At 70.8% G+C, this 14,895-nt stretch carries 12 protein-coding genes and 1 pseudogene; 6 read left to right on the plus strand and 7 right to left on the minus strand.

Annotation, left to right across the window (positions count from 1 at the left end; genetic code table 11):
• Nucleotides 1–31: 31 nt before the first annotated feature.
• Nucleotides 32–370, minus strand: coding sequence for a hypothetical protein (locus ACWDX9_RS48950; protein WP_449967885.1), 339 nt, complete (start codon nucleotides 368–370; stop codon nucleotides 32–34).
• Between the two features lie 18 nt (nucleotides 371–388).
• Nucleotides 389–973: a hypothetical protein gene (locus ACWDX9_RS48955; protein ID WP_350742817.1), complete on the minus strand. Its 585-nt coding sequence runs from the start codon at nucleotides 971–973 to the stop codon at nucleotides 389–391.
• Nucleotides 974–1,097: 124 nt separating this feature from the next.
• Here ACWDX9_RS48955 and ACWDX9_RS48960 point away from each other — a divergent pair, with 124 nt between their 5' ends.
• Nucleotides 1,098–3,989: a CBM35 domain-containing protein gene (locus ACWDX9_RS48960; RefSeq protein WP_449967888.1), complete on the plus strand. Its 2,892-nt coding sequence runs from the start codon at nucleotides 1,098–1,100 to the stop codon at nucleotides 3,987–3,989.
• On the opposite strand, the gene ACWDX9_RS48965 is transcribed toward ACWDX9_RS48960, so the two are convergent.
• The 3 genes from ACWDX9_RS48965 to ACWDX9_RS48975 all read right to left on the minus strand — a co-directional run bounded on the left by ACWDX9_RS48965 (nucleotide 3,986) and on the right by ACWDX9_RS48975 (nucleotide 6,343).
• A complete protein-coding gene (locus tag ACWDX9_RS48965; protein ID WP_417629245.1) occupies nucleotides 3,986–4,096 on the minus strand; it encodes an MFS transporter small subunit in 111 nt (36 codons plus the stop codon). The two genes, ACWDX9_RS48960 and ACWDX9_RS48965, sit on opposite strands and share 4 nt — an antisense overlap.
• Nucleotides 4,093–5,448 (minus strand): L-lactate MFS transporter, encoded by a 1,356-nt coding sequence (locus ACWDX9_RS48970; RefSeq protein ID WP_449967891.1) that lies wholly within the window; start codon nucleotides 5,446–5,448, stop codon nucleotides 4,093–4,095. Before ACWDX9_RS48970 ends, ACWDX9_RS48965 begins: the two co-directional genes overlap by 4 nt.
• Before the next feature lie 115 nt (nucleotides 5,449–5,563).
• Nucleotides 5,564–6,343 carry an SDR family NAD(P)-dependent oxidoreductase gene (locus ACWDX9_RS48975; protein ID WP_449967894.1) on the minus strand — a complete coding sequence of 260 codons (780 nt, stop codon included), beginning with the start codon at nucleotides 6,341–6,343 and terminating at the stop codon, nucleotides 5,564–5,566.
• Nucleotides 6,344–6,431: 88 nt separating this feature from the next.
• Between ACWDX9_RS48975 and ACWDX9_RS48980 the strand changes: the two genes are divergently transcribed.
• The 5 genes from ACWDX9_RS48980 (at nucleotide 6,432) to ACWDX9_RS49000 (ending at nucleotide 13,770) form a co-directional block, all read left to right on the plus strand.
• Complete coding sequence (locus ACWDX9_RS48980) at nucleotides 6,432–7,040, plus strand: TetR family transcriptional regulator (RefSeq protein ID WP_449967896.1); 609 nt, start codon at nucleotides 6,432–6,434, stop codon at nucleotides 7,038–7,040.
• 243 nt (nucleotides 7,041–7,283) lie between these two features.
• Nucleotides 7,284–8,045: a hypothetical protein gene (locus tag ACWDX9_RS48985; protein ID WP_449967898.1), complete on the plus strand. Its 762-nt coding sequence runs from the start codon at nucleotides 7,284–7,286 to the stop codon at nucleotides 8,043–8,045.
• The gene (locus tag ACWDX9_RS48990; RefSeq protein ID WP_449967900.1) at nucleotides 8,039–10,744 is read left to right on the plus strand and encodes an outer membrane protein assembly factor BamB family protein; all 2,706 of its coding nucleotides are present in this window, start codon (nucleotides 8,039–8,041) and stop codon (nucleotides 10,742–10,744) included. The genes ACWDX9_RS48985 and ACWDX9_RS48990 overlap by 7 nt, the downstream gene beginning before the upstream one ends.
• Before the next feature lie 191 nt (nucleotides 10,745–10,935).
• Nucleotides 10,936–13,110 (plus strand): fibronectin type III domain-containing protein, encoded by a 2,175-nt coding sequence (locus ACWDX9_RS48995; protein WP_449967903.1) that lies wholly within the window; start codon nucleotides 10,936–10,938, stop codon nucleotides 13,108–13,110.
• A 228-nt stretch (nucleotides 13,111–13,338) separates the two neighbouring features.
• Complete coding sequence (locus ACWDX9_RS49000) at nucleotides 13,339–13,770, plus strand: dihydrodipicolinate reductase C-terminal domain-containing protein (RefSeq protein WP_449967906.1); 432 nt, start codon at nucleotides 13,339–13,341, stop codon at nucleotides 13,768–13,770.
• An 8-nt stretch (nucleotides 13,771–13,778) separates the two neighbouring features.
• On the opposite strand, the gene ACWDX9_RS49005 is transcribed toward ACWDX9_RS49000, so the two are convergent.
• Nucleotides 13,779–14,636, minus strand: a complete 858-nt coding sequence (locus tag ACWDX9_RS49005; RefSeq protein WP_449967909.1) for a carbohydrate ABC transporter permease — start codon at nucleotides 14,634–14,636, stop codon at nucleotides 13,779–13,781.
• Nucleotides 14,633–14,895, minus strand: a pseudogene (locus tag ACWDX9_RS49010) (hypothetical protein); the annotation flags it as partial. The pseudogene ACWDX9_RS49010 and the gene ACWDX9_RS49005, both read right to left, overlap by 4 nt.

The raw sequence follows: 14,895 nt of genomic DNA on the forward strand, positions 1-14,895 counted from the left end.
AGGTAGAGAATCGCCGGTGCCGACTTGATGCTCAAGGCGGCGATCGCAGCTGCCGCGACAAGGAAGGACGCGATGATCGTTCCTTTCGACCCGGCAGCCGGTAGTGGAACGTGGTGCGCGGCATCAGGTCGGGATGGGTGTACGCGGTCTGCTCCGGCGGCAGGAAACCCAGGATCGTGTACGGCCCCTGAGGCTCGGTGGCGAACTCGATCACGTGCCCGGCGGCGCCCGGATCGCGGCCCCGCCAGCGCAGCGCGACGTCGGTCGGCGACACGAGCGCGGCCTCCAGCCGGACCGCCGGATCCTGCGGCTGCTCCTGCCGCGGGGCCGCGCACCCGGCGAGCACCGTCGCCATCAGCACCAACACCATCCCGGCCCTCATCGCCCCCTACTTACGCCAGAAGCGGACGCCGCTCCACTCGACCGTCGCGGGCCCCTGCCCGCTGGCCGTCCGGTACGCCCCGAACTTGTCGTAGAAGCTGCCGCTCTCGCTGGCCACGGTGTGCTTCAGCGACCCGTTGATGTAGGTGCGGTGCACGCTGCCGACCACGTGGACGGTGTTGACGCGGACCGTGGTGCCGATCGTCGCGCCCGTGGCGATCGTGTCGCCGCCGTGCACCGCGTACAGCCGTCCGCCGCGCTCGACGGCGAGCATGAAGAACGGGCCCGTGGTCTTGAACGTCTGCTTGAGGCTGATCCGCGAACCGGGCAGGCTGGTGATCTTGAAGTAGCCCTCGAACTGGCGCGTGCCGTCGGAGTAGGTGGCGTAGCGCCGTTCGGCCCGCTGGTCGCCGCTGTCGGTCGAGCAGGTCAGCTTGAACGTGAGGTCGCCGACGTCGCCGCAGCCCCGCTCCTGGACGGTGAACGTGGGCGAGTACGAGGTCCACGGCCCCGATTCCACGGGGTCGGCCGCGGCCGGGAGGGCGGGCAGCAGCAGTCCGGCGGTCAGCGCGCTCGTCGTGAGTAATCGCATCGACCCTCCATTAGGAAACTTTCCTATCACGAGTCATAGGATCACTTGGCGCGTTGGCGCGTCAAGTCTCTTGACCGAGGGCTGGGGCTGCTGTATTCGTCGGATGTCTGAAGGGAAGCGATCTATGGGACTTCGACCGCATCGCCGTACCCTCCTCGCCGCACTCGTTCTCGCCGTGATCGCGAGCCTGTGCGCGGCGCCCGCCGGCGCGGAGGTTCAGCATCCGAGGCAGGAGTGGTTACGCGACTCGACCGCCGGGCTGTTCCTGCACTGGGGCATGTTCACCGCGCCGCGCCACCTCGACTGCGCGGCCTGGGAGAGCGACGTCACGGGTGGCGGCTGGAGCCCGGACTACTGGGTGGACGAGGCCCGCAAGCTGGGCGCCTCGTACATCGTGCTGGCGACCTTCCACAGCAGGCTCGGGTACGCGCGGCCGTGGCCGTCGCAGATCCCCGGCTCGTGCAGCACCAAGAGGGACTTCCTCGGCGAGCTGGTGAACGCCGGGAAGGCCAAGAATGTGCGGGTCATCCTCTACATGACCGACGATCCGCAGTGGCACAACGAGCAGGGCGTCGAGACGCTCGACTCGGCCGCCTACTCGGCGTACAAGGGGCGGCAGGTCGACCTGACCACCCGCGCCGGCTTCGGCATGTACAGCTATGACCTCTTCTTCGAGGTAATGGCCAAATATCAGGACCTGGCGGGGTTCTGGATCGACAACGACAACGAGTACTGGGAGCAGAACCGGCTCTACGAGCAGATCCGCGAGAAGCGCCCGTCCTGGTTGCTGAGCAACAACAACGAGGACACCCCGATCATGGACACGGTCAGCAACGAGCAGAAGACCGGCATGACCCCGGCCTACGACTACCCGCAGGCCGCCTGGACCCCGATGCCGCGCCTGGTCGAGGCCGACTACAAGCTGCCCACCACCGGCGACTGGTGGTACGACGGCGGCAGCCACCCGGTCGACTTCCGCCTCAGCACCGGCCGCTACGTCACCAACGCCGGCTCGTCGATGAAGTCGCTGATGGCCGAGACCCCGATGGTCAACGGCAGGTTCCCGCCGCAGCAGGAGGAGTTCAACGCCTTCATGTCCACGTGGGTCCCGCCGATCCAGGCGTCCCTGAGGGGCACCGAGGGCGGCGGCTACATGTACGGCGGCATGCAGCCCGGCTTCTGGAACGACGGCGCTCACGGCGTCGTCACCGTCGAGCCCGGCGCCAAGATCCAATACGCGCACGTCGTGACCAGGCCCAGCACCGACCAGGTACGGCTGCGCGACAACGGCCACCGGGTGACCCGGGCGAGCGACCTGCGCACGGGCGAGCGGATGCGCTTCAGCCAGTCCGGCGGCTACCTGACCATCCTCGGCGTCACCCGATGGGACGACTACGACACGGTGTTCAAGGTCGAGACGGCCGGCCGCCCGGGCTTCTACGACGGGCTCAAGGCCACCGCCTCCGCCTCCCGCGACGGCCACCCCGCCGCGGCGCTCGTGGACGGCAGCCACGAGGCCTACTGGGACAGCGGCGCGACCCTGCCCGTCTCGGTGACGCTCGACCTCGGCCGCGTGCGCAAGGCCGCGTACCTGGCGGTCAGCCAGCGCGAATGGTCGCCGACGTACGCGCGGGAGACGTTCGGCCGCCCGGAGGACTCCGCGCGGATCAAGGACTACCGCGTCTACGCGAGCGACGACGGCCGGCACTGGGGCCGGCCGGTCCGCGCCGGCGCGATGCGCAGCGCCCGCGGCACGCAGGTCGTCGACCTGGGCGAGCTGCGCGCCCGCTACCTCAAGCTCGAGGTGCTGAACACCTGGGCCGGCCCCCAGGCGCCGCGCTTCTTCCGCGAGCTGCAGATCGACGAGATCAGGGTCGCGAACGAATATCCGCTCTCCTTCGGCGACCCCGTGCCGCTGGAGGCCGAGCGTCAGCACCGTTCGGGCGCCGCCCGTCCCGACCTGTGCCAGGCGTGCTCGGGCCACGCGCAGATCGCCGGGCTCGGCGGCGGGGCGCGCAACGCGATCACGTACCGGGACGTCACGGTGGCGGCGGCCGGCGACTACCGCCTGCAGATCGACCACACGGCGGCCACACCCACGTCCCTGAAGATCGCCGTCAACGGCGCCGTGCCCGTCGAGGTCCAGGTCCCGGGGGACAACCCGGACGTGCCGCTCTCCACCGCGCTGCCGGTGCCGCTCAAGGCCGGGGCCAACACGATCACCCTGTTCAGCGACGCGGCCAGGGGCCCGGGAGTGGACCGCCTGGCGGTCGCGCCGCTGCCGCCCGCCTCGTCCGTGCCCAAGACGACCATGACCGTCGAACCCGGCGGCCTGCAGTGGGCCGGCCCCGGGCAGCAGACGATGAAGGTGTCGGCCAAGCTGCGCCTCGACGCCGACGACGCGCTCGACCAGGTGCGGCTCGCCCCGGTCGCGCCCGCTGGCTGGACCGTCGAGGGCGCCCCCGTCACCGCGGCCTCGATGCGGCTCGGGCAGACCCTCGAAGGCACCTGGACCCTCACCTCGCCGCCCGGCCAGGACGTCACGCCGGCGGACATCCCGGTGACGGCCGCGTTCGAGGTGCTGGGCCGGGCCGGCACGGTCACCCGGCAGGTACGCGTCCGGCCGCGCCCCGCCGACCGGGTGTTCATGCGCGAGGCCGAGGACTCGCGCAACGGGCTCGGCAGCGCGGGCATCACCAACTGCTCGCCGTGCTCCGGCGGCCAGAAGGTCCGCAACCTCGGCGGCGCCCCCGACGCCTTCGTGCTGTTCGAGGACGTGGTGGTGCCCGAGGCCCGGCAGTACACGCTGTTCATCGACTTCACCGTCAACGGGCCGCGCTCGTACTTCGTGAGCGTCAACGGCGAGGCGCCGGTCGAGGTGAAGGTGAGCGGCGCCGGCAACAACACCCCCTACACCACGACCGTGCCCGTCACGCTGCGGGCCGGCGCCAACACCGTCAAGATCTTCAACGACACGGAGGCCGCGCCCGACCTGGACCGGATCTTGCTCGGCTAGTCGAACAGCTGCGTGAGCTTCAGCACCAGCTCGTACACGCCGAACGCGAAGGGCAGCGCGACCCAGGCCCACGCCAGCACCATCAGGGCGGTCCGCCTGGACGTCATGTCGCCTGCCCTTCCATGGCCGGCTCGGCCGGCTTCTCGTGGTACTTGTCGCTCACGGGCCGGATCAGCTCGTTGGCGAGCAGGCCCACCGCCAGCAGCCCGATCATGATGTAGAGGGAGGTCGTGTAGAGCGCCGGCCCCGACCGCCCCGCCGCCTTCTGGGCGTCGGCGATGGCGTTGATGATCAGCGGGCCGAGCACGCCCGCCGTGGACCAGGCCGTGAGCAGGCGGCCGTGGATCGCGCCGACCTGGTAGGTGCCGAACAGGTCCTTCAGGTACGCCGGGACCGTCGCGAAGCCGCCGCCGTAGAAGGACAGGATGCCCAGCGCGCACACGATGAACAGCGGCTTGGAGGAGTTGCCCGCCAGCGCGATCACCAGGTAGAGCAGCGCGCCGACCCCCAGGTAGACGCGGTACATGTTCTTGCGGCCGATCAGGTCGGAGGTGGAGGACCAGACGAAGCGGCCGGTCATGTTCGCGAGCGACAGCAGCGCGACGAACCCCGCTGCCGCCCCCACCGCGACCGGCGTGGCCGTGTCCGCGAAGAAGTCCCTGATCATGGGCGCGGCCTTCTCCAGGATCCCGATGCCCGCGGTGACGTTGCAGCACAGCACGACCCACAGGCAGTAGAACTGCGGGGTGCGGATCGCGTTGCGGGCCGAGACGTCCGCGTCGGTGATCAGCGGCCTCGACGCGACCACCGGCCGCGTCCATCCCGGCGGTGACCAGCCCTCCGCCGGGACGCGCACCAGCAGCACGCCCATCGTCATGAAGACCGCGTAGACCACGCCGTGCACGAGGAACGTGGTGGCGATCCCGCCCGTGCTCGTGCCGAACGACTCCAGCATCTGCGCCGACCACGGCGAGGCGATGAGCGCGCCGCCGCCGAACCCCATGATCGCGATCCCCGTCGCCATGCCGGGCCGGTCGGGGAACCACTTGATCAGCGTGGAGACGGGGGAGATGTAGCCGATGCCGAGCCCGATCCCGCCCACGACGCCGTAGCCGAGCACGACCAGCCAGTACTGGCGGGTGGCCACGCCGAGCGCGGACAGCAGGAAGCCGGAGGAGAAGCAGGCCATCGAGACGAACATCGCCCAGCGCGGCCCGTTGCGCTCCACCAGCGTGCCGCCGAAGGCCGCCGACAGGCCGAGCATGACGATGCCCAGCTGGAACGGCAGCGCGCTCTGCGTGCCCGACAGGTGAAGGGAGGACTCCAGCGGGGGCTTGAACACGCTCCACGCGTACGCCTGCCCGATCGCGAGGTGGACCGAGAGCGCGGCGGGCGGCACCAGCCACCGGCTCCAGCCGGGTGCCGCCACGATCCGGGAACGGTCGAGGAATCTTGCCACCTCACACGCGTACCACATACGGTATGCAGTGTTGAAGATCTTTACGATGAGCGGTCAGAAACGAGCGACGAGCGGACCGGGGTGAGCGGCGCCCGGGCCGCTCACCCCGGTCGGCTCAGGCCAGGCTCTGCCCGCCGTCCACGGTGATCACCTGGCCGGTGACGTAGTTGTTGGCCATCACGAACAGCGCCGACGCGGCGGCCTCCTCGGCGGTGCCGAAACGGCCGAGCGGGGAGCCCTCCCCGGCCTTGGCGACCGCGGCGTCGCCGTCGAGCCCGGACAGCGTGCGCAGCAGCGGGGTGTCGAAGGTGCCGTAGCGGATGGCGTTCACCCGGAGCCGCTTCGGCGCGAGCTCGACGGCGAGCGCCTTGGTGAAGGTCTCGACCGCGCCGACGGCCGCCAGCGGGCCGGTCATGCCGGGGATCGGGCGGACGACGTACGTGCCCGAGGTGAAGGTGATCGAACCGCCCGCCGGCAGCCGGGTCGCCGCGAGCCGGGCGGCGACGACCGCCCCCCAGAGCCGGCTGTCCAGGACGGAGCGGAAGTCGTCGTGGGAGAGCTCGGTCACCGGGCCCGCGCCACTCAGGCCGCCGGCCGTCACGAGCACGTGATCGACCTGCCCGGCCCGCTCGAAGATCTCCGCCAGCGCGTCCTCGTCCGAACCGTCCGCGGAAATACCGAGCACCGAGTCCGCCGGGGCCGCGTCGCGTACCCGGTCCACGGCGGCGGCGAGCCTGGCCTGGTCGCGGCCGACCAGCACCACCCGGGCGCCCACCCCGCCCAGCAGCACACCGGCGGACAGGCCGATGCCCGAGGTGCCGCCGATGAGGACGACGGTGGAGCCGGCCAGGCCGGTGGGCAGCGGCGAGCGGACCGGTACGGGAGCTATGGACATGATGTTCTCCTCAGCAATAAACCATCTGGTTGGTTTAGATCGAAGCGGATGTCGCGCAGAAAGTCAACTGGATGGTTTAATTCAGTTCATGAGCTACGACGCGGAGGCCACCCGACAGCGGATCTTCCAGTCCGCCACCGCCGAGTTCGCCGCGCACGGCCTGGCCGGCGCCCGGGTCGAGCGCATCGCCGCCGCCGCCAAGGCCAACAAGCAGGCGATCTACCTGTACTTCGGGGGCAAGGAGAAGCTGTTCGGCGCCGTGGTGCGGGCCAAGGTCGACGAGGTCTGCCACGCCAACGCCCTCGATCCCGGCACGGTGGCCGACTCTGTGGGGCAGCTGTTCGACTGGTACCAGGACCACCCGGACCTGATCAGGCTGCTGCTCTGGGAGGCCCTGGAAAGCGGCCAGGGTCCCGTCCAGGGCGAGGACGAACGCCGCGAGGCCTATCGGGGCAACGTACGCGACCTCGTGGACGCCGGCGTCGGCGCCGGACTGGACGGGCCCGAGCGCACCTGCGCCGCCCAGGACTGGATGTTCACCGTGCTCGGGCTGGTCGCCTGGAACTTCGCCGTCCCCCAGCTGTGCCGCCTCGTCCTCGACGAGCAGGACGACAAGGCCGCCCTGGCCCGGCGCCGCGAGGCCGTGGTCGCGGCCGTCCGCACCCTCGCCGCCGGCCAGCCGCCCTCCAGCCGCTGACGAAGGCGAGCGGGCGAGCCCCGTCCGTGCCATAGGAAATTCGTCGACAGCCCCACATCACGGCGCGCAGCCGTATAGGTATACAGCAAGGGGAGAGTCAGTCGCCGTTCGCCGTGCACAGGGGGACGCCTCATGGCCAAAGCGCGCCGGAAAAGGCGTGCGAATTCCGCTGGAGCCGACGAGGCTCCCGCCTCTCGACCGGAGGAGGCCGGGGCCGGGCGGTGGAAGGCCACGCGGACGTGGGTGGCGGGCGTTCTCAGCGCCGTGCTCATCGCGGCGGTCGGCGTCGTGTTCACCGCCTGGTTCAACGCCCGCGGACCCGACACGGTCGACCGGATCAGCGGAGCGCCCCCGATCAAGGTCGGCCACGTGGCCGTCGACTACTCCGCGCAGGACACCGCCCTGAGGGTGCCGGTGACCGACCCCGGAGAACGAGCGGCCCTGCTGGGCAACGCGTCAGGTTCGGGCCGTGACACGATCATGGCGGGCCATCGCCGGGCCCCGCTCGAACAGGCGAACGTCACCGTCGTCCTCATCGGCAACCGCAGCAGCGTACGCATCGTCGACATGGAGCCGCGGGTCCTCGACCGCAAGCCGGTGTCGGACGGCGCGCTGCTGGTCTACACCCCCGCCGGCGAGGCCGACACCATCGAGCTCTCCGCCGACCTCGACGAGCCGGCTCCCCGCTTCGCCACCGCAGAGGACGCTTCGTATTTCAGGAAGAAGCAGATAGACCTGAAACGTGACGAGCCGGTCACCCTCTCCCTGTCGATCAAGGGCGCGGCGGCGTATTACGAGTTCGATCTCCTGGTCACCGTGCTGGCGGAGGACCGGACCGAGCAGGTGACGATCGAGGGGCCGGGCAAGACCCCGTTCCGGGTAACCGGCATCGCCGACGCCTACAGCGCCTACTACGCCGTCTCCTCGCTCGGCGGCTGGCAGCCGATCTCGCGCGGCCAGGCGTGCGCGATCGAGCGTAAGATCCAAAAGATCAAGGGGTGCTGACCGTGCTCGGGCGGCGCGCGGGGGCGATCCTGCTCGTGGTGGTCCTGGCGGCCTGCTCGTCCGCGGACGCACCGCGGCTCTCGCTCGTACCCGTCGAGTGGCGCGTGGCGTGGTCGGTGCCCGCGGACGCCGGCACCGGCGAGCCGCCCTTCGAGACTCCGCGCTACGCCGTGTCCGGCCGCGCGGTCGCCATGGCGACCCAACAGGGCACCGTACGGATCCACGATCCGCGTACAGGTGAGCTCCGGCGCACCGTCCCCGCAGGCCCGGCTCCCACCGCGCCCGTCACCGGCGTGTGGATCGCGGCGGACACGCTGGTCGTGTCGCGAGGAACGCCCGACGTCGCCGCCCATGCCCTGACCGGCCTGGACCTGGCCACGGGCGCCACGCTGTGGCGGCGCACGATCGCCGTCTCCACTCATAGGCCCCGGGCGATCGGCGCCGGCGTGTACCGGGGCCCGCGGATCATGGTGACCGAGCGCGGCATCGTGGTGTTCGAGCGGCCCGCCGAACCCTTCGACCTCCAGGCCCTCGATCTCCGGACCGGCGCGACCACGGCGCGGGTGACGTACCCGCGAGGCTGCGACCTTCGAGGCGCCGCGACCGCCCGATCGGTGATGCTGCTCAGCTATTGCGCGAGCAGCCAGGTGCGGCTCGCCTCGATGGATCCGCGCACGCTGCGGCCCGGCTGGGAGCGCCTGCTGTCGTCGCTCGCCTCGCCGCCGGACGGAGGCCCGCCGATGACCCTCACGGCCAATGCGGATGGATATGTCCACGCCTCGGTGGGGGAGGAGGACTTCTTCTACGGTCCGGACGGCCGCCCGGCGTCCACCGCCTCGAAAGCCGCGCGGGTCATGAACCCGACCCGCTGGAGCGCGCCCCTGTTCGCCGGCTCGTACCCCGTGACGGGCGACAACGGCGCGCTCCTCCTGCACGACGGATGGCCGTTGCCCGCGTACCTGACCTCCCTGGACCCCGCCACCGGACGGCTCGGCGCGCTGCCGCTCGACCTGCCCGCGCGGTCGGTGTCCCTCGTCGGGGCGATCCGGGACCTGGCTTTCGTGTACGGTGACGGCCGCCTCACCGCGTACAAGCTGGGCTACGGGCTTTCCCACGGGTCTGCCCGGTTCGGCGGCGTCCCGGCGAGCGCCTGGCCGGACGCCTGCTCCCTGCTGGCCGGCCGTGACCTGTCCGTCCTCGCGGACGGCTACCGCGCGGTGCCCGGACAGGACGATCCGGCGCTGCCGAAACCGGCGACATGCGACTGGATACCGCCCACGGACGACGGCGCCGTCGTCTCGCTCTCCGTGGAATGGGTGTCCCCGTCGAGCGCGGCCGCGCGAAAGCTGTTCACCGCCGAGATGGACGCCGTCAAGGGGGCCGATGCCGTCGACCTCACCACCCAGCGCCCGGACTTCCTCTCCTACACCGTGGCCAGGACGAACGGACTCCACGGCGCGACGATCGTCAACGCGGGCCCCGTCATCGTCCGGCTGAGCTCCACCTCACGGCAGGCCGTGCGGCTCCTCTCCCCGTTGCTGCGGGACAATCTGCTCGCCCGTTACCAGCCGGGCGCCCGCGCTCCCGGCCCCGTCCGCGAGCGCGGCTGGATCCATCCGACCGACGGGGCCGTCCACGCCGAGCCGGTGGTGGCCGACGGTGTCGTCTACGCCACGAGCGGCGACGGCGCGGTCTCCGCGCTGGACGCCGCCACCGGCGGGCTGCGGTGGAGCTTCCGGACCGGCGGCCCCGTTCAGTTCGATCACGTGGTGATGGACGGCACCGTCTTCGTCGCGAACACGTCCGGCAGGCTGACGGCGCTGGACGCCGCCACCGGCCGCCCGAGGTGGAGCCGCAGGCTCAACGTGGCCGGCGACCTGGTGGGCGCGGCGGGCCGCCTCTACGTCTGGACCAGGAGCCCCGCCTGGTCCGCGAACGCCGAGGTCGTGGCGCTCGACGCCGCCTCCGGCAGGCGGGCGTGGGCCTTCCGGCCGGAGGGCGACGTCCTTAACCCCGACCCTGTGCTGGCCGGCGACGTCGTCCACGTCGGCGGCGACCACGGCATGGTGTACGCGCTGGCCGCCGCCTCCGGAGCCAGGAAATGGCGTTTCCGGGCCGGCGGAGCACGAGACCACACCTATCTGGCGCGGGCCGACGGGGTCGTCTACGCCGCGAGCACCGACGGCGAGGTGCACGCCCTGGAAGCCGCCTCCGGGAAGGCCCGGTGGAGCTCGGAGATCGCCGGTTCCGTCGACTTCCGCCCGGTGGCGGCCGGCGGGGCTGTGTACCTCGGCGGCAGGGACGGCACGACGTACGCGCTGGACGCCGCCTCCGGCACGGGGCTGTGGCGCTTCCGGACCGAAGGCGAGAAGCCCGGCTACCGATGGGATGCCGCCGTGGCCTCCGGACTCGTGTACACCACAGGCGCCGACAGCGCGCTGCACGCGCTCGACGCCACCACCGGCGCGTCGCGATGGTCGTTCCCGCTGGGCAAGGGCCGCCCGGCGGGCCCGGTCGCGGCAGGCGGGACCATTCACATCGGGGACGGCGCGGGAACGTTGCACGCGCTCGACCCCGCCACCGGCACGGTGCGCCGGAGCTTCCCGACCGGCGGCCCCATCGAGACCAGACCGGTCGTGGCAGGCGGCTTCGTGTACGTCGGCGGCTCGAACGGCGATATCTCGAAACTTTCGGAATAGCAGGCCCTATGGAGACAGAGGTGCCCTATACGTCGCCCCATCTCCGAAAGTTTCGACAATCGTGCCGATATATTCCCAGTTCACAATCCAAGCAAAAGATTGATCTTTGAAATATTTCTGTCTTATATTGACATGTTTCATGGGGATTCCCACACTGATCGCCAACACTCCACCCGGAAGGGAGAGCCCTGGTGATCACCAGCTTGGCCCGCTCCAAGATCCGTACGAGGGTCGTCGCGCTGACGGCGGCAGCGACGTTGTCGATCGCCGGAGCGGTGACGGTAGCGCCCCCCGAGGCCGTCGCGGCGGCCGGAGTCGAGGACGAGGGTGCCGACTGCACGGTGACCGGCCTGCCCGACGCGGGCTCCTTACCCACCAACTCCAAGCTTCCCGACCCCTTCAAGAAGCTGGACGGTACGCGCATCTCCGCCAAGTCCGACTGGCGGTGCCGACGCCAGGAGATCAAGAAGCTGGCGGAGAAATTCGTCTACGGCGAGAAGCCGGGAAAGCCGGCCAGCGTCACCGGAACGGTCTCGAGGACCGGCATCACCGTGAACGTGAACCACAACGGCAAGAGCTCGAGTTTCTCGGCGAGCGTCGATCTGCCGAGCGGTTCCGGACCTTTCCCGGCCGTCGTGGTCCTGGGCGGATTCGGCGCGGACACGGCCGCCATCAAAGCGGCCGGCGCCGCCGTCATCAATTACGACCCGTACGCGGTCGGGAAGGAAGGCACGCCACGCAATAACAAGCAGGGTGCGTTCTACAGCATCTACGGCTCCTCCAGCAGCACGGGGCTGCTGCTCGCCTGGGCCTGGGGCGTGAGCCGGATCATCGACGTCATCGAACAGTCGGGCGGCGGCATTCTCAAAGCGGATGCGACCGGCGTCACGGGATGCTCGCGCTTCGGAAAGGGCGCTTTCGTGATCGGCGCGTTCGATCAGCGCATCGCGTTGACCATGCCGATCGAGTCGGGCAGCGCCGGCGTCCCCATCTTCCGCGGAATTCCCGGGGAGGGCGCCCAGAGCCTGAGCAGCGCGTACGGAGAGCAGCCGTGGCTGGGCGACGCGTTCGGCTCCTTCACGAGCAGCCCGACCAGGCTGCCGGTGGACACGCATGAAATGGTGGCCATGGTCGCGCCGCGCGGACTGTTCATCATGGACAATCCGCACATCACCAATCTCGGACCCAGGTCCGCGAGCGTGGCGGCCTTGGGCGGGGCGGAGGTCTACAAGGCGCTCGGCGCGGGGGACAACATCACGTACTGGTCCGACATCCAGGACGGCAACCACTGCGCCAACAGGGCGGAATGGCGGACCCCGCTCCAGCAGAACATCCAGAAGTTCCTGCTGAAGACGGGCAACGCCCCCGGCGCGATCAGGATCTCGTCCAAGGCGCTCGGCAATCTGGCCGAGTGGAGAGACTGGCAGACTCCCACGCTCGGCGACTCCGGCGACACCACCCCGCCGAGCACGCCGGGCGCCCCGGCCGCGTCCAGCGTGACCGCCACCGGCGCCACGCTGACCTGGGCCGCGTCCACCGACCAGGGCGGCTCCGGCCTGGCCGGCTACAACGTCTACCGCGAGCAGGGGACCACCGACCCGCAGCTCGGCCAGTCCGCCACCACCTCGATCACCCTCACCGGCCTGACCGCGAACACCCAGTACCAGGTGTACGTGCGGGCACGGGACGGCGCGGGCAACCTGTCCGGCGACTCGCCGCCGGTCACGTTCACGACGACGACCGGCGGTGGCGACACCTCGCCGCCGACGGCCCCGGCCGGCCTGGCGGCCTCGGCGACCACGTCCACGGGCACGACCCTGGGCTGGACGGCCTCGACGGACGACACCGGCGTCGCCGGCTACGACATCCTGCGCGCGCCCGGCGCGAGCGGTGGCACGTTCACCCAGGTCGGCACCTCGGCCACGACCTCGTTCAGCGACACGGGCCTGACCCCGAGCACCACCTACCGCTACCAGGTCAGGGCGCGCGACGCCGCGGGCAACACCTCGCCGGTCTCGAACACCGCGCAGGTCACCACCCAGCCCGGCACCTCCACCGGAACCTGCACGGCCGTCCCCACCGTCCAGACCCAGTGGGCCACCGGGTACGTCATCCAGCCCCTGACCATCACCAACACCGGCACCTCGACGATCAACGGATGGACGGTCACCTTCACACTGCCGGCCGGGCACACGCTGACCGGCTCGTGGAACGGCACCGCCACCGTCAGCGGGCAGACCGTGACCATCAGGAACGTCAGCCACAACGGCACCCTCGCCCCCGGAGCCGCCACCACCAGCGTCGGCTTCCAGGCCACCCGCCCCAACGGCGACACCGCACTCCCCTCCGGCTACACCTGCGCCTGACCGCCCCGGCTCTCCCGTCGTGCCCGGCCCGCCAATCCCGGGCCGGGCGCGAGGCGAAGGCCGGGTTGATCGGTGGCGGCCGCCCGGCGTCCTGGGCACAGGGGGTTTGTGCCGGAGAACCACTTCGACGAACGGACAGCGCGGACGTACGAAGCCACATGGCCGGAACTGTTCGATCCGGCCGTCGTCGACCCCGCTGTGAGCTTCCTGGACGCTCAGAGTGACGGCATGATCAACGTGTGCTTCGCCGGGGTCACCGGCTGGACGGCGTCGCCGATCGTCGCGGCGATCGACCGGGCCGACGACCTGACGCTGACCGCCGGGGTGTCGCGGTCCGCGGCGGGGAAGTCCCTGGCGGAGCGGCCGGCTCCGCGAGCGGTCCGCACGCCCGAGCCGGCGGTGCCGCTCGGCGAGTTGCACGGCCCGGTGGAGGCGCGCGGCGCCGAGGTCGCAGGGAGCCGCATCCACTCGGTTCGGCTGCCCAGTTTCGTGGTGAGCACCGAGATCGTGTTCGGCGGCCCGGGGGAACGCCTGGTCATGCGGCACGACCCCGGCACCGACCCCAGCCCGTACGTGGCCGGGACGCTGCCGGCGGTGCGCCACGCGGGCGAGGAGACGGGCGTGCGCAGGGGACTGGACTCACTGCTCTTCAGGGGCTGACCGGCCCGCTACTTGACGGCGCCGCTCGTGATTCCCGAGATGATCTTGCGTTGGGCGACGGCGAAGACCACGACCAGCGGCAGGCTCATCAGGATCACGTACGCGAAGATCAGGTGCCAGTTGTTGAGATAGAGCCCGGCGCCGGCCACGCGGAAGAGGTTGAGGGGGAGCGTGTCCAGGCGTCCGCCGATCACGAAGAAGGCGTAGAAGACGTCGTTCCACACGTACAGGCAGACCAGGATGGTGGCCGTGGCCAGCACCGGGCGCAGCAGCGGCAGCACCACCAGCCAGAACACCCGCATCGGGCTCGCCCCGTCGAGCTGCGCCGCCTCCTCCAGGGAGGTGGGGATGGTCCGCACGAAGCCGGTGACGAAGAAGATGACCGTGGACATGTAGATGCCCATGTAGACGCCGATCATCCCGACCGCGCTCCCGGCCAGGCCGAGCTGGCGCAGCAGCAGGACGACGGTCACGACGGCCGGCGGGAGCACGATGCCGCTGATCGCCAGCGCGTACAGGACGGCGTTGAGCCGCGTGGCGCGGCGGGCCAGGATCCAGGCCGCCATCGACCCGAACAGCAGCACCCCGATCACCGAGGGCACGACGACGAGCAGGCTGCCCAGCGACGCCCGCAGGACCTCGCCGTCGCCCCACACCTGCCGCAGGTTCTCCAGCAGGTGCCACTCGGCCGGCAGCGACAGGTCCGGCGTGAGCGCCTCGCCGCGGGACTTGGCCGCCGTCACCAGCACCAGCCACAGCGGGATGCCGATGGACAGCACCACGAGCACGAACGTGACCACGGGCTGGAGCCGGCGCCACACGGGCGCGTCGCTCACCCCGCGGCGGTCGGGGACGACGGGGGTCACAGGATCTCCTCCCGCTTGCGCAGCACGTAGATGACAGGGAAGGCCATGAGGGCCACCAGCAGGAACAGCACCAGGCTCATCGTCGTGGCCTGCGCGAACAGCCCCTGGCCGAAGGTGCGGTAGATGAAGATGTTCAGGATCTCCGTCGTGGGGGGGGGGCCCCCCCCCGGGGGGGGGTGGGGGGTGGGGAGGACGAGAGTACAGACCACCCCCGCCCGCGGGCCCGTTTGAGTATTGTCGGGGCGATAGGGAAATCGCA

This window comes from Nonomuraea sp. NPDC003201 (assembly GCF_053590415.1).